23 protein-coding genes are annotated in these 24,460 nt (G+C 40.5%); 10 read left to right on the top strand and 13 right to left on the bottom strand.

The annotated features are described in order from the left end of the window. The first annotated feature begins 28 nt into the window (after positions 1-28). On the top strand, positions 29-1,114 hold the full coding sequence (locus EHO58_RS09630) for an endonuclease/exonuclease/phosphatase family protein (protein WP_135679767.1): 1,086 nt from the start codon (positions 29-31) through the stop codon (positions 1,112-1,114). A 70-nt stretch (positions 1,115-1,184) separates the two neighbouring features. Next, a complete protein-coding gene (locus EHO58_RS09625) occupies positions 1,185-1,643 on the top strand; it encodes a VOC family protein (RefSeq protein WP_135679766.1) in 459 nt (152 codons plus the stop codon). Between the two features lie 47 nt (positions 1,644-1,690). Here EHO58_RS09625 and EHO58_RS09620 read toward each other — a convergent pair whose 3' ends face one another. From EHO58_RS09620 to EHO58_RS09595, 6 genes are all read right to left on the bottom strand, one after another. Continuing rightward, entirely contained in the window at positions 1,691-3,163 is a 1,473-nt protein-coding gene (locus EHO58_RS09620; protein ID WP_135628823.1) for an adenylate/guanylate cyclase domain-containing protein, read from the bottom strand. A 21-nt stretch (positions 3,164-3,184) separates the two neighbouring features. Next, entirely contained in the window at positions 3,185-3,559 is a 375-nt protein-coding gene (locus tag EHO58_RS09615; protein ID WP_086446050.1) for a DUF1987 domain-containing protein, read from the bottom strand. Positions 3,560-3,561: 2 nt separating this feature from the next. Then, positions 3,562-4,113, bottom strand: coding sequence for a SiaB family protein kinase (locus EHO58_RS09610; RefSeq protein ID WP_135628821.1), 552 nt, complete (start codon positions 4,111-4,113; stop codon positions 3,562-3,564). Positions 4,114-4,145: 32 nt separating this feature from the next. Continuing rightward, complete coding sequence (locus EHO58_RS09605) at positions 4,146-9,524, bottom strand: protein kinase domain-containing protein (protein WP_135679765.1); 5,379 nt, start codon at positions 9,522-9,524, stop codon at positions 4,146-4,148. 48 nt (positions 9,525-9,572) lie between these two features. Next, positions 9,573-10,550, bottom strand: a complete 978-nt coding sequence (locus EHO58_RS09600; protein ID WP_135628817.1) for a ketoacyl-ACP synthase III — start codon at positions 10,548-10,550, stop codon at positions 9,573-9,575. A 72-nt stretch (positions 10,551-10,622) separates the two neighbouring features. Beyond that, positions 10,623-12,434 carry a CoA-transferase gene (locus EHO58_RS09595; RefSeq protein ID WP_135628815.1) on the bottom strand — a complete coding sequence of 604 codons (1,812 nt, stop codon included), beginning with the start codon at positions 12,432-12,434 and terminating at the stop codon, positions 10,623-10,625. Positions 12,435-12,764: 330 nt separating this feature from the next. On the opposite strand from EHO58_RS09595, the gene EHO58_RS09590 reads away from it, so the two are divergent. The 4 genes from EHO58_RS09590 to EHO58_RS09575 all read left to right on the top strand — a co-directional run bounded on the left by EHO58_RS09590 (position 12,765) and on the right by EHO58_RS09575 (position 15,699). Beyond that, positions 12,765-13,205 carry an acyl-CoA thioesterase gene (locus EHO58_RS09590; RefSeq protein WP_135679764.1) on the top strand — a complete coding sequence of 147 codons (441 nt, stop codon included), beginning with the start codon at positions 12,765-12,767 and terminating at the stop codon, positions 13,203-13,205. Next, positions 13,202-14,080, top strand: a complete 879-nt coding sequence (locus EHO58_RS09585; protein WP_135628811.1) for a four helix bundle protein — start codon at positions 13,202-13,204, stop codon at positions 14,078-14,080. The genes EHO58_RS09590 and EHO58_RS09585 overlap by 4 nt, the downstream gene beginning before the upstream one ends. Beyond that, positions 14,077-14,838: an SDR family NAD(P)-dependent oxidoreductase gene (locus EHO58_RS09580; protein WP_135679763.1), complete on the top strand. Its 762-nt coding sequence runs from the start codon at positions 14,077-14,079 to the stop codon at positions 14,836-14,838. Before EHO58_RS09585 ends, EHO58_RS09580 begins: the two co-directional genes overlap by 4 nt. A 96-nt stretch (positions 14,839-14,934) precedes the next feature. Then, the gene (locus tag EHO58_RS09575) at positions 14,935-15,699 is read left to right on the top strand and encodes a PP2C family protein-serine/threonine phosphatase (protein WP_135628807.1); all 765 of its coding nucleotides are present in this window, start codon (positions 14,935-14,937) and stop codon (positions 15,697-15,699) included. Positions 15,700-15,738: 39 nt separating this feature from the next. On the opposite strand, the gene EHO58_RS09570 is transcribed toward EHO58_RS09575, so the two are convergent. Both EHO58_RS09570 and EHO58_RS09565 read right to left on the bottom strand, forming a co-directional pair. After that, positions 15,739-16,278 carry a SiaB family protein kinase gene (locus EHO58_RS09570; protein WP_135679762.1) on the bottom strand — a complete coding sequence of 180 codons (540 nt, stop codon included), beginning with the start codon at positions 16,276-16,278 and terminating at the stop codon, positions 15,739-15,741. A 7-nt stretch (positions 16,279-16,285) separates the two neighbouring features. Next, positions 16,286-17,572 carry a beta-ketoacyl-[acyl-carrier-protein] synthase family protein gene (locus EHO58_RS09565; RefSeq protein WP_100723110.1) on the bottom strand — a complete coding sequence of 429 codons (1,287 nt, stop codon included), beginning with the start codon at positions 17,570-17,572 and terminating at the stop codon, positions 16,286-16,288. A gap of 178 nt (positions 17,573-17,750) precedes the next feature. Between EHO58_RS09565 and EHO58_RS09560 the strand changes: the two genes are divergently transcribed. Continuing rightward, positions 17,751-18,179 carry an LA_2478/LA_2722/LA_4182 family protein gene (locus EHO58_RS09560; protein ID WP_135679761.1) on the top strand — a complete coding sequence of 143 codons (429 nt, stop codon included), beginning with the start codon at positions 17,751-17,753 and terminating at the stop codon, positions 18,177-18,179. Positions 18,180-18,260: 81 nt separating this feature from the next. Then, positions 18,261-18,779: an OsmC family protein gene (locus EHO58_RS09555; protein ID WP_135679760.1), complete on the top strand. Its 519-nt coding sequence runs from the start codon at positions 18,261-18,263 to the stop codon at positions 18,777-18,779. A 7-nt stretch (positions 18,780-18,786) separates the two neighbouring features. On the opposite strand, the gene EHO58_RS09550 is transcribed toward EHO58_RS09555, so the two are convergent. The 5 genes from EHO58_RS09550 to EHO58_RS19720 are packed head-to-tail and all read right to left on the bottom strand — an operon-like array spanning position 18,787 to position 21,964. After that, on the bottom strand, positions 18,787-19,734 hold the full coding sequence (locus EHO58_RS09550) for a lysylphosphatidylglycerol synthase transmembrane domain-containing protein (protein ID WP_135628798.1): 948 nt from the start codon (positions 19,732-19,734) through the stop codon (positions 18,787-18,789). A gap of 19 nt (positions 19,735-19,753) precedes the next feature. Further along, positions 19,754-20,101, bottom strand: coding sequence for a histidine triad nucleotide-binding protein (locus EHO58_RS09545; protein ID WP_135679759.1), 348 nt, complete (start codon positions 20,099-20,101; stop codon positions 19,754-19,756). Beyond that, on the bottom strand, positions 20,098-21,003 hold the full coding sequence (locus EHO58_RS09540) for an ROK family protein (RefSeq protein ID WP_135679758.1): 906 nt from the start codon (positions 21,001-21,003) through the stop codon (positions 20,098-20,100). The genes EHO58_RS09545 and EHO58_RS09540 overlap by 4 nt, the downstream gene beginning before the upstream one ends. Beyond that, positions 21,000-21,665 carry an ABC transporter ATP-binding protein gene (locus tag EHO58_RS09535; protein WP_100723101.1) on the bottom strand — a complete coding sequence of 222 codons (666 nt, stop codon included), beginning with the start codon at positions 21,663-21,665 and terminating at the stop codon, positions 21,000-21,002. Before EHO58_RS09535 ends, EHO58_RS09540 begins: the two co-directional genes overlap by 4 nt. Then, complete coding sequence (locus EHO58_RS19720; RefSeq protein ID WP_244241120.1) at positions 21,662-21,964, bottom strand: hypothetical protein; 303 nt, start codon at positions 21,962-21,964, stop codon at positions 21,662-21,664. The genes EHO58_RS09535 and EHO58_RS19720 overlap by 4 nt, the downstream gene beginning before the upstream one ends. A gap of 292 nt (positions 21,965-22,256) precedes the next feature. Here EHO58_RS19720 and EHO58_RS09525 point away from each other — a divergent pair, with 292 nt between their 5' ends. After that, the gene (locus EHO58_RS09525) at positions 22,257-23,819 is read left to right on the top strand and encodes a tetratricopeptide repeat protein (protein ID WP_135628789.1); all 1,563 of its coding nucleotides are present in this window, start codon (positions 22,257-22,259) and stop codon (positions 23,817-23,819) included. 33 nt (positions 23,820-23,852) lie between these two features. Then, on the top strand, positions 23,853-24,449 hold the full coding sequence (locus tag EHO58_RS09520; protein WP_135628786.1) for a hypothetical protein: 597 nt from the start codon (positions 23,853-23,855) through the stop codon (positions 24,447-24,449). Positions 24,450-24,460: the final 11 nt, after the last annotated feature.

Below are 24,460 nucleotides of genomic sequence, written 5' to 3'. Positions count from 1 at the left end.
AGAATGATATAAATAGAAAGAGGCTGCCTTGAAATTATTCAAAAGAATCCTTCTGGTGTTATTAAGTGTTTTCGCTTTATTACTTCTGCTGGTTTATTTTTCCACATTCCATCCATCCGATTTGGAATCAGTACAAGTAAAATGTGAAGAAGGTGCTCCGAGTCTAAAGTTTTCAGAACCGGTTAAGGTACTCTCTTGGAACATACAATATTTCGCAGGTAGAAATCGTGTATTTTGGTATGATGTTCCGGATGAAACCGGACCGGATACCGGGCCATCCAGAGAAGAAATAGAATCTACTCTCAAAAAAGTTGCGAATGTGATCTTAGAAAGAGATCCTGATTTTGTTCTATTCCAAGAAGTGGACGATGGAGCTAAAAAAACTTACTCTGAAAATCAGTCAGAACGGATTCTGCCTCTACTTTCGGATAAATACCCATGTCAAACGGAGGCGTTCTATTGGAAGGCAGGATTTGTTCCTCATCCAAAGATCATGGGTTCAGTCGGAATGAAACTGACTATATTCAGTAAATATAAAATTCTTTCTGCTTCTCGCCATCAACTTCCTACTCCTCCTGCAGATCCTATCACTAAACAATTGCAATTAAAACGTGCGATCTTAGAAGCCTCTATAGATGTAAAAGATAAAAAACCTTTGGTACTTTTGAATACACATTTGGATGCATTCTCTATGGGAACGGATACAATGCAAAGACAGGTTGCATTTATAGAGAGTTTATTGGAAAAATTGGATTCTGAAAAATCGGAATGGGTCTTGGCAGGGGATTTTAATCTTCTTCCTCCCGGATTTTCCAAAAAACAATTACATCCTAACGGAGCTTATTATTATAGCGACGACGAGGAAATTTCTCCCTTATTCAAAAAATGGAATTCGACTGCAAGTTTGGAAGAATTGAACGGCCCTAACCGGGAAAAATTTTTCACTCATGTGCCTAACGATCCTCAGATCGCAAAACCGGATAGAACTATAGATTATATATTCTATTCTAAGGGCTTAATTAAGAAAGAATACTTAGTGTTAAAAGAAGGTGAGGCTTCCGAATCCAGTGATCATCTTCCTTTAGAGACGACCTTCTCCCAGGAATCTCGTTAATCTGGTCGGACAAATCCTTGCTCTTTTCTAAGAGGGCAAGAATTTGGAAAAAAACGAAAGATAGGGCATTATGAGACCGTTTAAAATTCTGGGAGTGCAGCAGATCGCAGTCGGCGGAGATAGTAAGGATAAACTCAAAAAATTTTGGGTGGATACTCTCGGATTGCAAAACATCGGTTCTTTTAGAAGTGAAAAAGAGAACGTAGATGAGGATATCCTACAGATGGGCAAAGGACCCTACGCTGTAGAAGTGGATATCATGGAACCTGTGGATCCAAACAAAAGTCCCAAGGTGAATGATCCTAAACTAAATCATATCGGGCTTTGGGTGGATGATATTCACAAAGCAGTAGAATGGTTGAGCGCACAAGGAGTTCGTTTTACTCCTGGTGGGATCCGCAAAGGTGCAGGTGGTCATGACGTTACTTTTATTCATCCGAAAGGAAATGAAGAATTTCCACTTTGTGGAGAGGGAGTTCTTGTGGAGCTCGTGCAAGCTCCTAAAGAAGTAATCGAAGCTTTAGGCTGAAGATCAAAAAAAAGGATCTCTTCGGAGATCCTTTTTTTATATTAAGATTACTTAACGCCTTGCAGGAAGTAAGTGTGCATCGGGCCTTTTCCTTTTACCTCGATCACATTCCTATCTTCGAAATTATATTTATCTTTTAAAGAAAGATAAACGGATTCGGAAACATGGATCCTTCCTGTAGCTCCATGAGATTCCATCCGAGAAGCAGTATTCACTGAATCACCCCAGAGATCATACACGAATTTATTCTTTCCGATTACCCCCGCAACAACCTCTCCGGTATGAAGTCCGATACGAACATTAAACTCGAATTCTAATTCAGGTTTTAATTCGTTCAAACGATTTAACATATCGAGTGCTGCCTGGGCCGCTTTATGGGCATGGTCTTCCGTTGGAACTGGAATACCGCCTGCTAACATATAACAATCGCCTATTGTTTTAATTTTTTCTAATTTATATTTGTCGGCGATCACATCAAATTCCGTAAAAATACGGTTTAAGATCTCCACTAGTCTAGTAGGAGTTTGGATCTTAGTAGTGAGTTTAGAAAACCCGACTATATCCGCAAAGAGTACGGTAGAAGAAGGGAAATAATCAGCGATAACACCTTCTCCCCCTTTTAAACGATCTGCGATACTTCTGGGAAGGATGTTTAAGAGAAGATTTTCGGACTTTTGTCTTTCTTCTTCTATACTCTTGTTCAGGACTTCGATCTTTTCCAAAGAGTCTTTTAATTCTTTGTTTCTTTTGGAAAGTGTTCTATAGGCATCCGCGTTATCCACACCGATCGCCACATAGTTTGCCAAGGTCCTGAGAATATTCAACTGGTTGGGCTGGAATGCATTTTTAGAATAACTATGAACCGTAAGGATCCCGATCAGACGTTCTTCTACCTTAAGTGGGAAGTATAATGCGGATTGGGAATTTTCTCCGAAATGTTTTCTGATATCAGATAAATAATTCGGAAAATCTTTTTCGATATCCAGAGTGATCAGTTCTTTCTGTTGTTTTACACAATAGGAAGAAGGATTATCTTCTTCTAAAGAATCCACGGATGGAGCCGGTACATATCTTCCGTCTATTACGCAAAACTTATATTTGATCTCTTTTTTTTCTTCGTCGTAAGTTCCGAATGCGAGAACATCCATTGGAACGATCGACTTGGTATTCTCATAGACTGATTGAATGATAACTTTAGGTTCGAGGGAAGAAGTGATGATCTTTCCGATCTCTGTTACAAGTTTGAGGTCCATATAAGCGGCCTCTAACATTATATTAGAATCGGTTAATGCTTCTTGGGTTTTGAGAAGTCTATGCTGGGTGGAGTCCCCGATCTTCATAATTTTTGAAGATTGTTTGAGAAGGGACTCGTAGGATCCAACTAGGGTTTTTAATTTTAGTTTAGGATCCTCTTTTGTATTCGAATCTTCTAAAAAAGACTGAGCATCCGAGAGAAGTTTAAACTCCTGCTCGAAAAAAGTATTCTGCTCTTTTGAATTCGAAGTTTCGTTCTTTTCCACTTGTTCCGCACGAAAGAAATCTTATTTATAAGATTTCATTTTGAAAGGCAGGGACAAATCGGAAGAGAATTCTTCTCCGGTTTCCTGCATGTCTTCATCGTCTTCTTTATAAAGCCACTCGACTTCTACCTTTCCACCTTTGTCATGATATTTCTGGAGATTGTCCAAAATATCCATGATCACTTTGGAAGAACTGGTATTAAAATAATCCATTTGAAAACGGAACTGGATCTGTTTGTTTGCAGTTTGGATTGCAGACAACCAATCAAAGACCGGTTTGTAAAACGCCATTGCGTTTTCCGGATAAGATTCTCCGATAATTTCCGCGAGCCCCTTGTCCGATTCTAAGATGATTTCCGGTGAAGTTTTAGTCTGTTGTATATGTAAGGATTCCATGATTAGTTTTCCTTCGTAAAGAATGCGGAGATTGTAAAAAAGGATAGTTTGTTATCCAATTTGTCGAAACGAAACACCAGAGGTCCGTCTGACTTCCTGGCGATATCGATTAATCCCACACCTGCTCCTTTGCTATCTTCCGGCCTCTCCGATCTAAGTTGCTGTTGGTAGAAGGACTTTAATTCGTCCTTACTCATGGAGTTGATTTTTTGGATCCTTTCGGTCAAAAACTCGATCTTCTCGTTTAGTACCAAATTTCCCGAAGCAACATGGTAGCCAACCGAATTTTCCCTAACTATGAGGATCCCTACGCCTGCATCTTTCTGCTCTTCGTTGATTTTTCGCTCGGCGGAGTAGTGCAGCATATTTTGCGCTAGTTCAATAAATACCGCGAAAATTTTCTTTATTTTGGATTCCGTGCTCAAAGAAGTCCGGATCATAGATCCTAATTCAGTTAGAACTTCCTGGGACAGCCTGCCCTTAAAGGATACGAGCAGATTGTATTCGCTGGTTTCCTGATAAGTCTTAAATAGATTTACGACTTCATTTTCCATCTTCAGCATCTTCCTTTTTCAGAAACATCTCCTTATCTTCCTCCCAGTATTACACCGACTAGTGTTATGTCGTCCCGTTGAGCCTCTCCATTTTGATGGGCTAACAGGAAGGATTCTAAACGTTCTTTTTGTTCTTCACAGGAAAGATGTTCTATCCCGCTTAAGAAGTTTAACAATCCTTTGGTACCAATTTTTTGTCGGTCCGGATTTGGCTGGTCCATAAAGCCGTCCGTGGTTAAGTAAACACTCGTACGTATTCCTTTTTCCAAGGGAATGGAGTGTGTTGTAAATTTTCGCGTTTCTTCTTTTTGCCTTCCGCCGATCGAGAATCTATCACCTTTAATTTCGGTCAAGACTCCGCCTTTTCCTATAAAAATAGGCCGTTTTGCTCCCGCAAAGTATAAATTGTTTCCTTCAATCTTTAATAAACAAAGATCCATTCCGTCTCTGGAATTTGTTTGGTCCATGTCTTGTTTGAGGGCCTGCCTTACTTTTTTATGCAATTGTTCTAAAATAGAACCTGGATCGGTGATACCAATTTCGTTCACAATCTGATTGAGCAAAGTATTTCCAATCATGGACATAAGAGCTCCCGGAACTCCGTGACCGGTACAATCGACGGATGCGATATATATTGTATCTTCCTGTTTTGAAAACCAGTAAAAATCTCCGGATACTATATCTTTGGGACGGAATACCACAAAATAATCGGAAAGTGCACTTCCTAATACTTCAGAAGAAGGTAAAATAGCCTGCTGGATATTCAATGAATATGTAATACTGTCCGTAATATGCTGGTTTTTTAATGCCAGATCGTCGTTAGCCTGAGCTAATTCTTTGGTTCTTTCTGCTACTTTACTTTCCAAATTCGCATAAAGTAATGCGTTATCAATGGAGATCGCCGCCTGGGAAGAAAGAATGGAGATAGTCTGCAGTCTATCCGAAGTGAATGCCGCCTCGGAAAGATTATTCTCCAAATATAATATACCAATCAGTTCTCCCTGCTTGATGATAGGGGAACATAGAACGGATTTTGTTTTCCTTTCTTTAATATACGGATCTTTATTGAACTTCTCGTCCGCGAACGCGTTACGCAGCACCAGGTCCTCTTTGGTCCTTTCCACATAGTAAATAACGCTGATAGGTATATTTTTACTCTCTTGGATTGGGATCCCTTGAAGAACTCTGATCTCGTCGTCGGTTGTGCTACCTTCTGCTTCTACGAAAAGTTTTCCGTCCCTTCTTAGGATCATGACTCCTTTTTCTGCGCCCACATTCTCGATGGAGATCTGCATTAAAGTATCCAATAAGGATTCTAATTTGATCTCTCCGGAGATTGCAGTGGAACTTTTTAGAATGGATTGGAAATCCAGGGTTTGTCCGGAATATACTTCCGTAGCAGAAGCTGTTCTTGTGCTTAAAGTCCCGATCGTGCGCGTGGTGCGGAAAGTGTCCCTTCCTCCTTTTTCTCGGATGAATTCCGGGAATTGGGCTTTTAGAAGTTCCTGCTTTTTAATCGCTCCCCATCTTCCGTACTTTTGGTAAGCCTCTGCGATGTACTGGGAACCGATCTTGATACTTCCTTTGGAGAACCAGAACTTTGACGCAAGTTCTGCAGCTAAAGCTTCGTCATTATAATATTCGTTTTTACCCGCAAGCTGAACCGCTTGTTCGTATGTTTTAGCAGCTTTCCAGTTTTTGTATTCTAATCTTGCAAGTTCGGCTTCTACCAAAAGGAATTTGTGCTCAAAGTTCTCAGGAGCATTTTCAGCAAGAACTTTCAGTTTCTGTTGGTTCTTCTTGATCCTTTCTAAGAACTTCGCTTTTTGTTCTTGGGTAGAAAGTTTATAGTTCGCAGCCATCGCTAAAGAATATAGATAAGCATGTTCTTCTACTGCGATCTGGCCGGAAATGAATCCAAGCATACTTTCGGATTCTTCTAATTCTTTTAATGCACTTTCCGATTCTCCATAGCTGAGAAGTGTTCTTGCCTTCATGATCTTGAAAAGACAAACAGGGAAAGGACTTTGGTGAGAATTACATAATTCTATATAATTCTGCTCGCTCATATCATCGATGGAGAATTCAAGTTGAGAAGAAGTTTTTCCTCTTAGATTGGAAACTACCAGTGCAGATGCGAGAACGGTATCGATCGCTAGGTTGTTTTTTACCTTTCGAGTGAATTTTAAAAGCCCGTCTATTTTAGGTTTTACTAATTCTAGATTTTTAGATTGAAGGACCACGTTGACTGCATCATTCATTGCGCAGTAACCGCCGTGCAGGAATTCCCCGGACTCTAAACTTGCCTGGATCCCTCTATGATTGATCTCTTCCGAATATTTTAAATGTCTTACGAAGGGAGTGGTATAGTTTGCAAGAATATTAGCCGCTTTGGTGATCCCGCTCGGGTTCTTATATTTCTCACTCACTTTAATTGCAAGTTCGGCGAATTCGTAACCTCTTCTATATTGTTGGAATCCCGAAGTGAGAAGGATCGCATACATAGAATATCCGTACGGATCGGAAAGGTTTCCATATTTCAAGAATAGGTTTACCATTTTTAAGGAAACGATCGGAAAGAGTGATAATGCAAAATTATAAACGGTAGGAATGGCGCTGATCAAAAGATTCACTGCCATGATCTGTTCTTGTTTTTGGATCAGTGGGAGGTCCAACAAGGAGTCTACAGTCTTTTCTTCTAAAGCCTTATTTACGATCTCTATCTCTTCTCCAGTTACTTTTTCATGATCTGTTTCAGGAATATCCACACCTAAAGGTTGGAGTGCCTTGATGATCATAGGAAGAGCCAAATCGAATTTTCCAAGAGCGGAATATTGGATGATAAGAAGGTTACAAGCATCCGCTTTTTCAATCGGAGATCTTGCATATTTTAAAAGTGTATCTATAGTTTTTTGAGAATCGTCGAAATTCCCAGTGAGATATTGAGTTTCTCCCAATTCCCTGAAGATAGAATAACAAAGTTCATACTTCGCATTCCAAAGAGCATCATCTCCTTGAGAAGCCTCAGGCAAAAGGAAAAGTAATTCTCTCGCTTTTGCTATATAAGAGAGAGCAGGTTTGTATGCTGTGGAATTTTTGGCCTTCTTCCCGGCGATCAGATCTAATTGGGCTAATTTTAGTTTTTCAGCAGACTCCGTAATTAACCCGGAGCCGATATTCATGTGATTTGCAATATCGAAAATATTATCTTCGATTTGTTTAGAATCCGCGCCTTCTATCAGGAATCTTCCCAATTGTAAGCGGATCTTCTTTTTCTTTTCTTCTTCTATAATTTCGTAAGCAGCTTGTTGGACCCTATCATGCTGGAATCGGAAAGTAACTGTTTTTGCAGTCTGGTAATTTTTATCCTTATTCGCGGCAGTTTCTTCGAAAGATTCCGCAAGTCGATAACTCTCTCCGATAGGAACGATCAATTCTTCTGCGATTGTTTCCTGCAAAGAACTGAGTGCGGTTTTATAATCTGTTTCTAAAATTCTGGTTAGAAGTGCTAAATCAAAACTACTACCGATACATGCGGCTAATTCCAGAGTCTCTTGGATCTTAGGGGAAAGTTTACGGATCCTATTTACCAAAAGTTCTACTACGTTATCCGAAATTTTGGTGTTTCTGATCTTTGCAATATCCCATTTCCAGATACCTTCTCCAGGTTTTCCGGAGCCCTGATCGAAATATACGGAATCTTCTTTGGCGAGTTGTTTCAGAAGTTCCCCGATAAAGAACGGGTTTCCTCCCGTTTTAGAATGCACGATTTCCGCGAGTTCAACGGTTTTATCGTCCGAAATATAAAGACTATCCGAGAGCAATTGCCTTACATCTTTTAATGCCAAAGGTTGTAGAACGATCTTATAAGGATCGAGGCCTTCTTTTTCCAAAGTGTCCAATAATACTTGGAAAGGATGGGAAGAATCCACCTCGTTGTCCCTGTAGGCCAATATGATGAAAAGGTGATTTACGGTTACGTCTTCCATCAAGTTTTTAAGAAGTTCTAAGGAAGCGGTATCCGCCCATTGCATATCATCCAGGAAAACCGCAAGTGGATGTTCCGGGTTTGCAAAAACCTTAATGAAGTTTTGGAATACTATATAAAAACGGTTTGCGTTCTCTTGTGGGCCTAGTTCGGAAACCGGATCTTGTTTTCCGATAATGATCTCTAGTTCAGGGATCACATCTGTGACCACTTTTCCGTTGGCACCTACCGCTTTTTTGATCTTACTTTTCCAAGCTTCAATTCTTTCCGGAGATTCAGTTAGGATCAATTCCACCAAACTGGAGAATACTTGTATGATAGCGGAGAAGGGCAGGTTTCGATTGTATTGATCGAACTTTCCTGAAATGAAATAACCTTTGGATTCAGTGAGAGGTTTGTTGATCTCTTTTACAAGTGAGGACTTTCCCACACCGGAATATCCTCCGATCAAAACCATTCTGGATCTTCCGTTTGTGGCTACGGATTTGAATTCATCCAAAAGTGTTTTGATATATTCGTCCCTTCCGTATAGTTTCTGAGGGATCTTGAATTCGGTAGAAAAATCAGTTTGGGCCAGAGGGAAAGAAGGGAAGTCGGTCTTTTCTTTCCAAAGAGCATAAGCCTTCTCCAAATCTCCTTGGAGACCTCTCGCAGTCTGGTATCTATCTTCCGCATTTTTTGCCAGAAGTTTCATTACGATTTCTGAAAGTACTGTAGGGATCTCTGATCTTGCTTCTTTGGGAGAAGTCGGTATCTTAGCCAGATGAGCGTGCACTAATTGTAAAAGGTCATCCCCGTCGAATGGAAGTTTTCCGAGCAACATCTCATAGTAAGTGATTCCCAAAGAATAAAAATCACTTCTGTAGTCCACAGATCGATTCATTCTTCCGGTTTGTTCCGGAGAAACATAATGAATGGAACCTTCTAAAATATTCGGTGCCGACCAAGAAGTTTCTTCTTTATTCAATTTGGTGGAAATTCCGAAGTCAATGATCCGGATCTGTTTTTCATCTCGATTGAATATTATGTTTTCAGGTTTTAAGTCCTTGTGTATGATCTTTTTGGAATGGATCTCACTCAATCTTTCCGCGAGTTGGATAGAAATAGGGAAAAAATCCGAAAGTGTCATCGGTTTTTTAGAGATAAAATCCTTTAAGGAGCCTCCAGGCACGAAGTCCATGAAAAGTGCGAATCCATCTTGCAATTTTTCGAACTTGATAGGTTTAACAAAATAACCTGAAGAAAGTAAATTTAGGATCTCGAACTCGTTCCTAAGATTGACCACTGAAGGATGTAATTCATCCAAAACCGGAAGAAATTTGATGATGACGGACCTATTGTCCTCTTTACGAACAGCTTTATAAACTTCGGACGCAGATTCGGCATTCAGTCTTTCTTTTAGTTCGAACCCTGTTACGATCATCCTTCTACTTCACCTTTATTTTTATATTATATTCTAAATATCGAATTCTCAGAGACGATACAAAAGTCCGCCCCAATAAAATCCGGCTCCAACCGCGGGGGAAAGGATTAAATCGCCTTTTTTGACGATCCCTTTATAATAATATTCGGATAATGCGATCGGAATGGATGCGGCGGAAGTATTTCCTACTCTCTCGAAATTCAAAAGTATTTTTTCTTTCGGGAATTTTGTTCTTTTGAGAACGTCTTGCACTACAACATCCGTACCAGGATGAGGAATGACCCAATCTATCTCTTCTAATGAGACATTATTCTTTTTTAATAGATCATCCATTGCGGAAAGTGTGAGATCAGCAGCATTCGTTACAAGTTCCGGATAACTTTTTATATAAAAATTCGGCCCTGGTCCTAATTCTATGATGTTTGCAAGATCTCCATCATCTCTCAGAAAGGAATCTATGATGCCGAATTCTTTGTTTCCAGTATACTCTAATAGAACTCCGGCTGCTGCATCACCTGCAGTGAATTCTCCGTAACCGTTCATTCTTGTTCTTACGGAAAATCTTTCGCTTCCTATCACAAGTGCGTTCTTATATTTACCGCTGCTTAAGAAAGCGGCTCCCATTTGTACTCCATGAACGAATCCGGTACAAGCAGTACAAATATCGAATGCTAACGAATTGGAAGTTCCTGCAAGTTTAGATGCCTGAGGCGCAAGATCCGGAAGATAAAGGCGATCTGTCCAGTTAGCCAGAATAAATAAGTCTACATCCTCCGCTTTTTTCCCCGCGTCTTTGAGGATCATTTTGGAAGTTTCCGCAGCCATGAATTGGGCAGTTTCTTTCTCGTTCGCCCTTCTTCTTTCGGTTACGCCGATATTGCCGATAACTGCTTTTTCGGCAGGATGCATTTCAGGATATTTTAATCTAGGTCGAATTTCGTCATTAGTGACGATCCTTTCCGGGAGATAATGTCCAATCCCGGTGATTCGAACCCCGTTCGAAACTAGGTTTTTAGAATTCGCCATGGATCAATACTCCTTTGGTCCATAATAAATTTCCAGTCATAATTCCAATCTTTTGCTGCATCTTTATCATACTTAAGGCAAACGGGTATAGACCATAAACTGTTCTGTATAAATTCTTTCCGGATCTAATTCCCTAAGAGCAGTCAATTCATCTGCATTAATTTCAGGCTCTTGGGAGATTGGAAGATCCTCGTCGGGAGGAAGCCAAAGTGTATATCTTAGAACAGCTTCTTCCGATTCCATTTCATCGTCGGATGCAGGTGCAAGCCAGGAACTCAATTCGAAAGGATGGTCCGAAAAAGAAGTCCTCTTGAATCTACCGAACTGACATACCGCTTCTACCACCCTGTCTCCGGGAGAGGTGATATGTTTTACTTTTCTCACGAATCGAAAACGGTTCGCCTTTGCTACTACGATCGTGTCCGCAGTGGAGACGATATCATTCGCACCGCCTGATCCTACTAAGAAGTTTCCTTTTCCATCTAAGACTGAGTTGATATTTCCAAACCAGTCCACTTCCGCAGCGCCAATCACTCCTAAACAATCATCAGGCACAACTGTTCCTAATATACTTACTATATCAGATAACATAGAGCAGTGCTGAGTGTGAAGTTGACTGAAAAGAAAAACATCACCTACGAAAGGTTTCATTCCATAAAACCCAAGCTCTGCAACGATCTTGACATGAATCCCTTCTTTTTCTAGAAGTTTGGCCGCTGTCCAGGCAGCCATATGTGCGGCTCCAATTCCTGCGAGAATCGTTTTGTATCCTTTTGTTTTAACCTTCTCAATGATCGCTCTTGCAGCAAGAATGATCATCTGCTCTGAATCATTTACGGTTTTAGGATTTTCAGGAGAAGTAAGAGAATGTTCCGGAGGAGTCATCTTCAAACGTCTGAGTCTCGTTTCTCCGATCAGATCCAGATATTCTTCGTGGCCTCCGGACAATATTACATTTTCTTTATACCATTTTTCAGCCTTAGCAGGAATGCCTGCCGCCTTATTGGCTTCCATTTGGAATTCGTAATCATCCAGATAAGATTCCACACCTTCGAATGCAGGGATTTCAGGAAAACCTTGTACTCTTAAGGATTGAGGATGTGCTCCGAATCTTGCGGGAGCTATTCCCAAAACTTTCGTACTCGGTATATGCACTAGTTCGGGAGGAACTGTTCCTCTTGGTACGATCTTCTCCACGGTAGCGATCACACCTTTTGTAGCTGCGAGCGCACCCCAGGCTCCTTCTCCCCCTGGTTGAGAAAGAACAATATTCCCGTCTTCGTCCGCCACCACTCCGTGAACCAATGTGATCTCAGGGCAGAGTGGAAGAAGAACTACCATGTCCTTCTCTTTTGTTCCTCTACTTTCGGAAACTAGATGAGGGCTTGCCGCTTCTCCATAAGGATTTCCTTCGGTAGGTTTATGATATAAGAATGCGGTCTTTCCCAATTTGTCCGTAATCAGGTCAGACCCTACCAAAGAATTAGAAACGAAACCTGGAAGTTTCATTGCTCCCGCCATCAATCTTTGCACCAAGGTGAGAAGGGACCAAAGTTCCAGCTCGAAAGGTTTTCCTCTCATCAAGTCCTTATACAAACTGTTAGGACTTGGCTTAGGATAATTATCTCCGGCAAAACCGGTGATCATCTTTTTTACGATGCCCGATAGAGCAAGGCAATGAGCGCTAGAATGAATTCCTGCAACACTGATAGTGAACTCAGGATTTGTTCCTTCAAAAACTCGAGAGAGAGAATAAATAAGTGCATTTGGCCTAGACATTGTAGTGGCCAAGTGTAAGTACATGCCAGGTTTCACGAATTCCCGTACAAGGGAATCAGGGTCAGAAAGAATCTTAGTAGTTTGATGATTCGATTCTTGTGGCATTCGTTTATTTTGCAAAAAAGCCCGGACAAAAGGCGTTTTCACCAAAGGTTAAATTTTTGACGGAAAAAAGGCCGAATTCATACGAATTCAAGGTGAAAATACCGTGAAATCGTGAGTTTAAATCCGGTGACATTTTGTATTTAAAGACTAACATCGTTTAATGCGAGTGTTTACTAAGTAAGAGGGATTAGGTCTCTCATTTTTACCAGACTTAGGTATAAAAATTTCAGATCTTCCTCCCATTCCATCTGATACAGGCACTCCAGGCTTTAAGATCGGATTTCCAGGCTCCGATACTAAGATGGAACCCTTCAAGAAAGAGAAGCTGAAATGTCAGAAGCCCCAAAAGAGTCTTTTAACTTCAAGACAGAGCTAGTTGTCCGCAGATCGGATACTAGAAGCGCCACTGTAGTAGGTGGACTTTTTGTTTCTCACCTAACATACGAAACATTTATCCCTCTCGTAAACGAAGTATTCGATGCATTTTTAGAATCCAACTCCTGGTCCAAGGCGAATATTGCGGGAGCAAATATCATTATTCCGAAAATGGATGTGGAATATAAGTCCGAAGCAAAAGCGGGAGACGTTTTAGAATTTTCTACCGGAGTTTTTAATTTAGGGAAGAAGTCCTGTGAATTACATATCTCGGCTTCTCAAAAAGTTTCTAAAGAAGAAGTGGGAATCGCAAAAATTTCCCTAGTATTCTTCGACTATGTTTCTAAAAAAACCTTGGAGATCCCGTCCGCATTTAGGGCGAAATTCGAAGTATGAATTCCAAGGTCCAATCTCCTCAGACGGAAGCTGAGTTTCCTGCGGAATATTATTTTTCGACGGAGATACCGATCCGTAAAATAGATCTGAGTTTGGACATACATGTTTCTTTCGCAAGTGTGTTGGACCTTGTGATGGAAGCTCACCTTCAATTTTTTCAATACTTAGGTTATTCCGTAACTGATATACATGGGAATAGCATCATATTTGCAAATGCTTCCATACAATATCAGGGAGAACTATTATATAAAGATAAAGTGATTATAGATGTTTCCCTGGATAATTTCGGGGAGAAGTCTTTTGATCTATATTTCAGGCTTTCTAAAAGGAATAGAGCGGAGAAGGTCTCCGTCGTAAAGATCAGAGTTTTATTCTTTGATTATAAACTTAGAAAAGTAGTTCCGATCCCTTCCGAATTCAAAAATAAATTCGATACCGGAAAATACATCAAAATGCAAAGTCCGGAGATCGGAAAAGAGATCTCGAGTGCAGTCGGACCTGACGGATTTGTATTCGGGTTCCGTAAATTGGAAGTGTGGAATCTCTCACATGTGTTCCTTCTTCATTTATACGAACTTTGTGAGAGTTGGAAAGGAAAAGTAGAGCCAAGTCTTTTAGAACATATCAGATCTATTTCTTCCTTATTGCCAGTAAGAATTGCCGGCGCTTGGGGAACTAGAATTCGTGCGGAAAAAGTAAAAAATATACTAAGAGCAAAAGTACATTTAGAAGAGTTAAGATATCTTCTGATCTTAGTGGCTGATCTTGGAAAAGTAGATCCTTCTCAAGAGTTAGATGACCTTCAAACAATCAATTCTCATCTCAAAAAATATCTGAACAAAGTCAGGACCGGAGAAACTAGGAAGATCCGATGAAAGATAAGGTCGCATTAGTTACAGGCGGGAACGCAGGAATTGGAAAAGCAATCGTGCTGGAATTTGTTTCCAGAGGTGCAAAGGTAATATTCTGCGGAAGAAGAGAAGAAGAAGGAAAAAAAACAGAAGAGGAAATTTCCAATCTGGGCGGAAAGGTAAAGTTCTTCCGATGCGATGTGTCTGATGATTCTCAGGTAAAAGATTTAGTACAAAAAGTTGAGTCTGAATTTGGGGGATTGGATTACGCAGTAAATAACGCTGCAGTGGGAGGACTCGCAACTGATCTGCACCAATATCCCGAAAAAGTTTGGGACAAGGTAATCGCAGTAGATCTAAAAGGCACCTGGCTTTGTATGAAACATGAAATAGAACTCCTATTAAAAAGAGGAGGCGGTTCTATCGTAAATGTATCTTCTATTGCGGGACTCGTCGGAGCCGATTGGAAAGTGGCTCCTTATTCCGCGGCAAAACATGGAGTAGTCGGGCTCACAAAATCCGCAGCATTAGAATACGCGGAAAAAAAAATCAGAGTGAACGCGGTTTGCCCGGGATTTATTCGAACAGAAATGTTAGAAGGACTGTTTCATTCTTCGTCTGATCCAAAAGAGGCGGAGAAAAAAATCACCAGATTACATCCGGTCAATCGACTTTCCGAGCCGAGTGAAGTCGCAAAAGCGGCAGTTTGGTTATGTTCCGAAGAAGCTTCTTTTATTACCGGTGTGGCGCTTCCTGTAGATGGCGGCTACACTGCTAAATAAAAACGTAATATTTTTTCTTGTAGGAAAGTTTAGATGAGTCAAAATTGCGTAATTCCGTTTCAAGAATTGTAAGCGGTTTTTCCGGTCAAAAAAAATATGAAACTCCGGTATTATGCAATCACAGACAAAGGAAACTTTCGCTCTCATAACGAGGATTCCTTTTTATCCGTAGATAGTTTGGTATGCGGCCAAACTCACGGAGAATCAGAAGCAGTCCGTGAATTAGATACTGAAGAATTTTCCGGATTATTCGCCCTGGCAGATGGTTTGGGTGGGCATGAAGCGGGGGAGATCGCAAGCAGAGTCGCATTAGAAAAGCTTGCTTGGATGGAAAAAGCGATCCGTCCTATCGAAGAATTACCTTCATCCGGTTGGAAAAACTTAATCCGCAAAATTAATAATGAAGTAAATGCCTATGGAGAATCCATAGGAAAACCTAAAATGGGAACCACTTTAGTCGGTTGCCTTTTAGGAAAAAGAAAGTCCTGGATCTTCAATGTTGGAGACAGCCGACTCTATCATCTCACCAAAGAAGGACTCAGTAAAGTAACAGTAGATCATAATATTGGAGAGGAGTTAGGTTCCAGTTATGGTCGAAATCTTTTGACCAGTTGTATAGGCGGCGGAACAAAAAGTATAGAAGTAGATACATTCGATTATTCAGGAAAACTATCGCCTGGAGATTTTATACTGATCTGCACAGACGGTCTTACGGAAGTCCTAAACATCGACCAAATCGAAAAAATCATGAGAGAACATGAGGATCTAAGAGAAACTTGTAGAATCCTCTCGGAAGAAGCGAATCTTAGACTGACCAGAGACAACCACACAATTGTGATCATCAAGATAGATTCAGTTTGAATGCGAATACCGCAGAGGGCTGTCGTTTTTACTTAACACTCATAAGCCGGAAGAGTAGGCGCCTTCTAACAGAAATCGGGCGGTCAATCGGAAGAATAAATCCCCGTTGTCCGCCTCCTCTAATTGGTACACCAAAGGCATATCCGATTTTCTTGCTATTTCGAAAAATCCTAAACCTGCGCCTTTACTTTTTTCAGGCCGGTCAGAACGGATTTGTTCATTGTATCTTTGTTTGAGTTCTTCCTGGGAAAGTTTTTTAACTTCTTCTATTTTACCTTTTAAGTATGTAGCTTGCTCTTGAGTGATTGCATTTCCGCAGTTTAATTCCCAGTTATGAGCCTTTCTTCTTAAAACTAAAATCCCGATCCCGCTCTTTTCATCCCTTTCTATGGAGTAGTGGGCGACGTTTTGAGCCATTTCCACGAATACTGTGAGGATCCGGTTCTTCTTCTTTTCTTCTTCTAACTTTTCTTTTAGAAGATCATTTAAAGAAGAAATGGTGGTCTCTGAAAAAGGCCCTTTATAAAGAAGAGCCACTCCGGTTCTTTTAAGAACGTTATATTGTTTTGATAATTGCATATACCCCTCAAAACTCCGGAGCTGCCAAACTTACGAATGAAGATTGACTTCCGATCGCGAACGCCATGGAAATTGCATATCTGATTTTCGCCTTTCTGGCTCCTTCTGCGACATGGTCATGATCGCATTCAGGATCTGGATCCTCTAAATTGATTGTAGGACATAGAGTCTGGTTTTTCAACATAAGAGAAGTTGCGGCCACATTGATAATTCCTGCGGCTCCGAATGTATGACCGAATATCGGTTTAATAGAACCAACAGGTGCCCAATGGAATTTAGGACGACCCTCATACAAATGACCGATCGCACGGCTCTCCGCTAAATCATTATTATGCGTTGCAGTTCCATGTCCGCAGAAATAATCAATATCTCCCAAACGAAGTCCGCTGATCTTCATCAAATGTCTTAAACCTGTGGTCGCTTTTTTCCCGGTTAAGTCCATTCTCATCGCATGGTCCGCTTCATTATAACTATAAGTTCCTAAAACTTCCGAATAGATCTTAGCGCCTCTTTGTAATGCCCTGTCCAATCTTTCCATTACAAGAACGACTGCACCTTCTCCCAATAAAAACCCGTCTCTATTCTTATCATAAGGACGGATCCCTTTTTTAGGATTATCTTTTTCGAGGGACATTACCCGGCTCATCGGATCGGAATACATCATCATCAAAGGTTGTAGAAGAGGAAATTCATGACCACCGGCATACATAACTTCCGCTCTACCTTTACGGATCGCTTGGTAACATAAACTGATTGCATGATGGCCACCCACACAAGCTGCTGATACAGTGGTCACAAAACCTTGGATATTCGCGTTAATAGCAGTCAGGTTCGTGGGGTTAGAAGCCATAGAAGTCAGAACTGAATAACGATCGAACACGTTATGATCCTTTTCTTCTAAATATTTTCTCCAGGCAAAATCCCACCAGGCCATAGAAGCTCTGGAAGACGAATCTATAAAACCTACTCTGCTAGGATGTAAATCCCCTTTTGTGATACCTGCATCCTTATTTGCCTCTTCCATAGCGGACATTAATGCTAGAGTTTCCGTATTATAATTTTTAGAATATTTATCACTCAGATCGGGCAGATGTTTCTTCCAGTCGAAAGTATTCATCTCTCCTGCGACCTTGATCGGAAAGTTTTCTGTAGGGAAACGAGTGATAAAATCCAGTTGGGATCTTCCTTCTGAAAGATTTGTCCAAAAGTCTTGTACTGAAAAAGTGTTAGGGAGAATGACTCCGATGCCGGTGATGACTACCCGGGAGTTTTTTCCGTTTTTAGATTTATCCATAGAATAGCGGGTTTAGAAATTACCTATGTGGATTAGATTTGGAAATAAAAAAATCATTCCGAAACATATCTGACGCAAAAAAGAGAGAAAATTCTCATAAAACCGGAAATAGGTGGAAAAAGGATTTTCGAATGGGGTCGGCCTTCTAATTTGTTGGAAATTTATTTTGAGGCACCCAATGATACATATTAGAGTTTTAATTCTATTCCTTTCCGGAATCGTCCTTATGATCTCTTGTTCTAAATCTCCCGAGGACAAGATTATGGCATTAGCGCCTAGATTCCAGAAAGCTCTTTGTTCCAAAATGATTGAATGTAGTAAGGACGATATCGCAAAGATACCTCCTCAATACAGAGCTACTCTTCCTGTATTTATGCAGTCCGAAGAAGGATGTGTTTCTTATTTTAAAGAGAATTTCGATAAGGCGAGAGAACAAAGAAAGACCCAAAAGAGAGAATTGACCGAGGAAACTGTCGCTTCTTTCGAAGCTTGTATAGTAGGATTGGAAACTACTACTTGCGAACCTTTTAAAGGACAAAGAGGCCCAAGACTGGGAGTGCCGGGTTGCGAGAATTTAGAAAAGATCTCAAAACCGGAATCTCCTTAAAAATTTCCGGTTTCTATCAAAGGTCCGATTGTTAGACCTATATCAGGATAAAGATCCCATATAGGTCAGATAGTCAGATACATGAATTCCGAAGAATTAAAAAAAATCCAAACTCCTTTAAAAGACAAATACCGCGAAACTCCGGACTCTGCGGTTTATACATTAAAAGCAAAAGGTAAATTAGGCGAGGGCATCTCTTGTAAAATAGAGACTGGCAGAGCATTAGCAGATGCTGGACTTCATCCTGCAACCGGCGGAAACGGAATGTTAGCCTGTTCCGGAGATTTACTTTTAGAAGCACTGGTTGCATGCGCAGGTGTTACATTAGGTGCGGTTGCAACTTCTATCGGAATAAATATCAAAGAAGGTTTTGTAAGAGCAGAAGGGGATTTGGATTTTAGAGGAACTTTAGGAGTTTCTAAAGAGATCCCGGTAGGATTCAAAGATATTAGATTATTTTTCGATTTGAATTCGGACGCAGACCAAGAGAAGATCCAGACCTTGTTAAAACTTACAGAAAGATATTGTGTAGTTTACCAGACGATCGTTTCCGGAACTAAGATCGATACCAAGATTACAAACAGTTCAGTTCTTGTTTGAGAGATGACTATTTCGCTTTTTCTTTTTCGGTAAAAGACCAGTAAACATAAAGTATAGCTGTTAAGATCCCGAGTGCAACCATCTGTCCAAGGTGAACGGTGGTTGCATATACAAGACCTTCCGAACTTTCTCTTCCCAATAATACGAATCCAGATGTAATGGAAGCATGATATACTCCCGCCCCTGATGGCGCAGAAGGTACCATTACTCCTACAGCTCCGCAGAACATAATAAATACGGTTTCTAAAGGACTTAAATGGATCCCCACTAAGTATTGTAGAAGAGTATAATGGATTGCATATCCTAAAAGCCAGGTGCAAGCTGTCAAAACTCCGTAGCTGGAAACATTACGAAAAGTTAAAAAACTTCCTAGTTCCGTAATTTGAGGAGCTAATTTTTCAGAGAAAAATTCCTTCTTCCTTATTTTAGAAAATAGGAATTCTCCCAAAGAAATAAGGCGTTTGTAAAATAAACGAACGATTATTAGAGCGGAGAAGATCGCTAAGATCCCAAGTAACGGAAATAGTATCTTGGTTTCGGATCCGTTAACTCCTAAAATAAAAAGTGCGCCTAACCCCGCGCAGAATATAAAGGAGAAGTCTAGGACCTTTTCTAAAAAGATCCCACTGACCAAACTTCCGTAACCGATATTCTCTCCCTTTTTGCAGAGATAGAGGCGGAAAATATCTCCACCTCTTGCCGGTAAGAATTGATTGGCTCCCACTCCTATATAGGCGGAAAGAAGTGCAGTTCTAAACGGAACTTTTTTGCCGAGTAGTAAATACCATCTCCAAGAGAATAAAAATAATCCCCAAAGAATTGCGACGAAGAATGGAACTAAGAAAATAGGTTTCCATCTTTCTAAAATAGAAGTAAAACCGGATAGATCCAGATTCCAAAATAGAAAACCCAGAGATAAAACACTGATCCCGAATCCGAGTAATAATTTTTTCAAAATAGATCCTCGTTACAGATCAACCCGGAGGCCATTTCATTTGTCTTCCGCCAAGTACATGGAAATGAAGATGGAATACCGTTTGGCCACCTAATTCACCCATATTGTTTACGATACGGAAACCGTCTTTATTGAGCCCGAGGGATCTGGCAATTTCAGTGGCTCTATATAAAATTTCTCCAAGAAGAGCCTTATCCTCAGAATCGGTTTTGTCTATGTCTATGATATGTTTTTTGGGAATGACCAGAAAATGAGTTGGTGCTTGGGGAGAAATATCATGAAAAGCTAATAGATTCTCGTCCTCGAAAATGATCTTAGCCGGGATCTCTTTATTGATAAGTTTACAAAATATACAGGAATCTGTCATGTTTTATTGTCCAAACATAAACTTGCAGCTCCCAGGGCACCGGTGACCGATTTTCCCGGAAGGATCTTTACGTATTCTTTGAATATGGGAAATATGATTTCTCTCACCCTATTTTCAAGTCGTTTTCCGAAGAATGAATAGGACTTAGCAATCCCTCCGGACAATACGATATGCTCAGGATTGAGTAAATGGATTAGATTACGAATGAGTTGCGCTAAACTTTCTATTCCTTCTTCCAGGATCTCGTTTGCTTCTTTATGATGTTTAGAAGCCAGATCGAATAGAGTTTCTACATCGGAAAGTTTGGAGCCTGTTTTTTCTAAAAACCTAGAAGAGAATCCGCTCGCGCTAAAATAAGCTTCCGTACATCCTCTTTGCCCGCAGCCACAAAGTGCTCCGCCAGGATGAATAGTGGTATGTCCTACCTCCATGGAATTTCCAAGATAGCCGTCGAATAGTTTGCCTTGGAAAACCCATCCTCCACCTAAACCTGTCCCTAATGTAAGAACGATCAGATTGGAAGAAGTTTTACCTTCTCCGAACCAATACTCTCCTAACGCAGCGCAGTTCGCGTCATTATCGTAATATACCGGAATGCCGAACTTCTTCTTTAAAAAATCAACCAAGGGAACATTTTTTAATAAAGGAAGATTTGCTGAAGAGATCAATATTCCATTTTCTTTATCTATTGGTCCTGGACTTCCTAGTCCGATACCATTCACCGGATCTTTGGCGCCTGAGATAAGTTCAGAGATCTGTTCTTCCAAAGAAGACAGAAAAAGTTTGGAATCCATTTCCGGTCCGGTTTTACAATCGGATTGAGAAATTATTTTGCCGGATTCGTTAGTAAGGCAGGCCTTTATACTTTGGGCGCCGATATCCACGCCTATAATAGAACTCATTTAACGACTCTGGTAAAACTTCCTTCTCTCATTTCGTAGATCGTCTTAGCATCAAAAGCCAGATTCATATCATGGGTCACGAGTAGGATCGTGAGTCCTCTGGAATTAAAATCGGAGAGAAGTTTACGTACTAATTCACTATTTTCCGGATCCAGGTCACCGGAAGGTTCATCTGCGAGAAGCATCTCCGGTTCGTTGATGAGTGCTCTTGCTATCGCAGTCATCTGTATTTGTCCACCGGAGAGACTGCTTGGAAGTTGATTTCGTATTGTATGAAGATTCAGACTAGAGATTAAATACTCACATTTTTCTCTATATTCCTGCTCTTCGAATTTTCCAACTAATAATGCAGGAAGAAGAATATTCTCTTCTACAGTTAGATGAGATACAAGTTCCGAAAATTGAAAGATCAATCCTATATTTTTCGCTCTGAACCGAGCGAGTTCCCCTTTGGTCATGGAGGAAAGTTTTAAAGTGTCGAAGTAAATTTCTCCCGCACTACTGGATAACATACCTGTAATCATGGAAAGAAGTGTGGTTTTTCCGGAACCGGAAGGTCCCACAATCGCGACATAGTCGGATTGGTTGATATCGAATGAAATTCCGTTAACTGCTTTGGTGGAACCGTAATGTCTGGAGAGATTATTAATCCTTAGGATCATTTTCCCCTCCTGATCGATCTATAAGGATCAACCAAGGTGTATAAATAGGCTACAAGTGCGCTGATTCCACCGATTAAGATCGCTTCGGCGGCCAAACTTGCAAGATAGTCGAGAGGAGAGACCAATTCTGACTTTCCGATAGGGATAAAAACGCTTAAAATTAAAGAAAATAAGAACCCGATCCCGTGGATGATCCAAAGTTCCACGGTTTGTAGGAGCACGACCCCCTGTCTATTCCCGCCTACAGCCATCATAATTCCGTTATCCCCGGAACGAGTCATTACCCTGACTATGCTCATAAAAATTAAAGCGAGGCCACAAAGAGATAAAAGCAAGTACGGAGAATTCAGGAATAGATCGATACTAGAAATGTCCGTGGGTCTTTTTTCCGTACGAAGGGAGAAAAATCCGAATAAAAATCCGTAGGCGAAAAACGTCGAGAATACGACGTGCAGTACACTGGTGATCCAGTCCCGGAGAAAAAGGGAAAATGCAAACCTCAGGTAAGTGATTCTTCCCATCGGGAGCAGGATATTGAAAACGTTTGATTTTATCCAACATTTATTTAGTTAATAGCAGAAATTCCGAAAAATGATCTTTGTAATTCTCGTTGCAGCTGGAATCATCCTGATCGTCGCAGCAGGTTCCTTTCTCATTCAATCCAAAAAGGATTCTTTTGAGAAGGCTCTTGCTTTGGCGGCTATGGGAAACTACGTCGACTCTCGGATCCTGATCAGAGATATTTTAGATTCCAATCCATCTAATACCAGAGCTCATTTTATCATGGCGAAAATTTACGCCATGGAAGGTGATTATAATAACGAAGCAAAACATTTAGATAAGATCAAAAAGATCGGTAACTTCGATAAGGAAATTTCGGAAATAGCGGTATCTAATCGTCTCGCTGATATATATTACCAACAAGATCTATATGAAGAAGCTGTATTTCATTATTCGGATACTCTTTCCGTAGACCCTGATAATCTAGAGGCATGTATCCGAATCGGCTTTATGGCGATCGGCCAAAAAGAATTCGGGATCGCAGATAAATTCCTCTCCAGGATTCCGGATGAGAAGATCAAAATGCCTGCATTGCTCATAGGAAAAGGTGTGGTTGCAGGTATCTTAAGAAAGGGAGATCCCAGAACTTATTTTCAAAAAGCATTCGAAGAAGATCCTACTTCTTCCGTAGGTGGATTTTTATACGCGGTCTCTTTGTCAAGAGCCGGAGAACATGACGAGGCAATCCGTGTAGCAAACTCTGTGGTAGATGTTGTCACAGACGAGTATGTTCGTTACACATTATTCCAATTTATCATGTTGGAATTTATCCTGAAAGGAAATTGGAACGAAGCTCTAAAACATGCCAGACTATGCATGGAGATCGCAAGGAATAATGGATGGAAACAGGAGATGATAGACTCCGATTTCCATTTCTCCCTGATTGCGGTTCATATGGGAAGATTGGAAGACGCCAGCGAATATCTGATCGAAGCCGAATCCGAAAGAGTGGATGATGATCGGATCATAGAACTTGCAAATTATAAATACCAAGTTGAAACCAAAAGATTAGAACTTGGAAAAGTCGCTAAGAGTGGATTTCTTCCAGAGCAAGAACTAGGAAAATTATTCACAGAACTATTTCCAGTAGAACGTTATTATGAGATCTCCGGTTTAAAATCTTCCAAGTCCTTTCACATCAAAGGGATTATAGACGAAGAAGGTAACAAGATCGTGATCGACGTGAATAAGATCGGGATCAGCGCCATGGATCATTATAGATCCTTAAAGGGTGTGGATTTCAAAAACTTATGCGTTAAGGTTGTCATAGCTCTAAATTATACAGTAAGTAGAGAGATCCCGAACAAAGAAGGGGATGGAGTCAATTTCCAAGGTCTGAACAAAACCGACAAAGAAACTCGTGCTCTTTTCAAATTCAGAAAATGGAAGGACGCTAAAATTTCGGATATATTCTTAAGAGATACCTTGGGCCAAGTAAAAGATATGGCATTGGACAAGGCGTTTATCATAGGAGACGCGGACTTCACGGAAGGAGCTCGCAGATTTTTGGCGGATAATCCATCCAGACTCTCCGTACTCTACGGAAGAGATTTAGAAGAACTTTTAAAAAAGGCGCTGAAATCCCAGGGCTAAAGGGAACCTTCAGCTTTATTCGGGGTCCTAAACATGTTCCATCTATCTTTACACGGATCCGTTTTGTTCAGAGGACTGTTACTTCTAATATTATTACAAGTTTCTTGCGTTACTGCAAGAGGAGAATCTCCTCTTTCTGCTAAGCGAAGTCCCGAAATCCCTCCATCTATTACTCAAGGAAAAGTTTTTTTAGCGGGACATACTGGAGAACATTCCAAGAACACAGAAGAGATCCTGAAATTATTACAAAGACTCGTTTCAGGAACCATAGCTAGAGATCTAAATTTTTTACCTGAGATTGTTTCCAGAAAAGATGGGGTGTATATAGACGTAAAAGGGAATTGGACCAGAGAACAACTTATACAAGAGCTTTCTAGTCCAGATAATTATTTTCGCATATACTTCTTCGATAGAGAACTATTAGAAAAACAGAAAAATTCGAAAGAAGTAAGAACTGTTCGGGATTTGTTACTCTCTTCCGGAGGGATAGAGGTCGATTTCTATTACGAGAGCAAGAACGCTTGCGAGTTAAAACTCAAATTTAAAGAGAACCAGAAACTAGAAAGGGAACTGATCAATCCGTATTTCATAAAGCAAGACGGGAAATGGTACTTATTCCGGCTTTTCTAAAATGAAATCTT

The sequence above is a fragment of the Leptospira selangorensis genome, from assembly GCF_004769405.1.
In the GTDB taxonomy this organism is placed as follows: domain Bacteria; phylum Spirochaetota; class Leptospiria; order Leptospirales; family Leptospiraceae; genus Leptospira_B; species Leptospira_B selangorensis.
This window is presented reverse-complemented; position numbering and strand designations above follow the sequence as displayed.

What these genes read in the sequence shown, in the direction of transcription:
- EHO58_RS09625 (WP_135679766.1), top strand. Translation starts at nt 1,185, where the DNA reads ATGAGACCGTTTAAAATTCTGGGAGTGCAGCAGATCGCAGTCGGCGGA.
- EHO58_RS09615 (WP_086446050.1), bottom strand. Translation starts at nt 3,559, where the DNA reads ATGGAATCCTTACATATACAACAGACTAAAACTTCACCGGAAATCATC.
- EHO58_RS09610 (WP_135628821.1), bottom strand. Translation starts at nt 4,113, where the DNA reads ATGGAAAATGAAGTCGTAAATCTATTTAAGACTTATCAGGAAACCAGC.
- EHO58_RS09605 (WP_135679765.1), bottom strand. Translation starts at nt 9,524, where the DNA reads ATGATCGTAACAGGGTTCGAACTAAAAGAAAGACTGAATGCCGAATCT.
- EHO58_RS09600 (WP_135628817.1), bottom strand. Translation starts at nt 10,550, where the DNA reads ATGGCGAATTCTAAAAACCTAGTTTCGAACGGGGTTCGAATCACCGGG.
- EHO58_RS09595 (WP_135628815.1), bottom strand. Translation starts at nt 12,434, where the DNA reads ATGCCACAAGAATCGAATCATCAAACTACTAAGATTCTTTCTGACCCT.
- EHO58_RS09590 (WP_135679764.1), top strand. Translation starts at nt 12,765, where the DNA reads ATGTCAGAAGCCCCAAAAGAGTCTTTTAACTTCAAGACAGAGCTAGTT.
- EHO58_RS09585 (WP_135628811.1), top strand. Translation starts at nt 13,202, where the DNA reads ATGAATTCCAAGGTCCAATCTCCTCAGACGGAAGCTGAGTTTCCTGCG.
- EHO58_RS09580 (WP_135679763.1), top strand. Translation starts at nt 14,077, where the DNA reads ATGAAAGATAAGGTCGCATTAGTTACAGGCGGGAACGCAGGAATTGGA.
- EHO58_RS09575 (WP_135628807.1), top strand. Translation starts at nt 14,935, where the DNA reads ATGAAACTCCGGTATTATGCAATCACAGACAAAGGAAACTTTCGCTCT.
- EHO58_RS09570 (WP_135679762.1), bottom strand. Translation starts at nt 16,278, where the DNA reads ATGCAATTATCAAAACAATATAACGTTCTTAAAAGAACCGGAGTGGCT.
- EHO58_RS09565 (WP_100723110.1), bottom strand. Translation starts at nt 17,572, where the DNA reads ATGGATAAATCTAAAAACGGAAAAAACTCCCGGGTAGTCATCACCGGC.
- EHO58_RS09560 (WP_135679761.1), top strand. Translation starts at nt 17,751, where the DNA reads ATGATACATATTAGAGTTTTAATTCTATTCCTTTCCGGAATCGTCCTT.
- EHO58_RS09555 (WP_135679760.1), top strand. Translation starts at nt 18,261, where the DNA reads ATGAATTCCGAAGAATTAAAAAAAATCCAAACTCCTTTAAAAGACAAA.
- EHO58_RS09545 (WP_135679759.1), bottom strand. Translation starts at nt 20,101, where the DNA reads ATGACAGATTCCTGTATATTTTGTAAACTTATCAATAAAGAGATCCCG.
- EHO58_RS09540 (WP_135679758.1), bottom strand. Translation starts at nt 21,003, where the DNA reads ATGAGTTCTATTATAGGCGTGGATATCGGCGCCCAAAGTATAAAGGCC.
- EHO58_RS09535 (WP_100723101.1), bottom strand. Translation starts at nt 21,665, where the DNA reads ATGATCCTAAGGATTAATAATCTCTCCAGACATTACGGTTCCACCAAA.
- EHO58_RS19720 (WP_244241120.1), bottom strand. Translation starts at nt 21,964, where the DNA reads ATGAGCATAGTCAGGGTAATGACTCGTTCCGGGGATAACGGAATTATG.
- EHO58_RS09525 (WP_135628789.1), top strand. Translation starts at nt 22,257, where the DNA reads ATGATCTTTGTAATTCTCGTTGCAGCTGGAATCATCCTGATCGTCGCA.
- EHO58_RS09520 (WP_135628786.1), top strand. Translation starts at nt 23,853, where the DNA reads ATGTTCCATCTATCTTTACACGGATCCGTTTTGTTCAGAGGACTGTTA.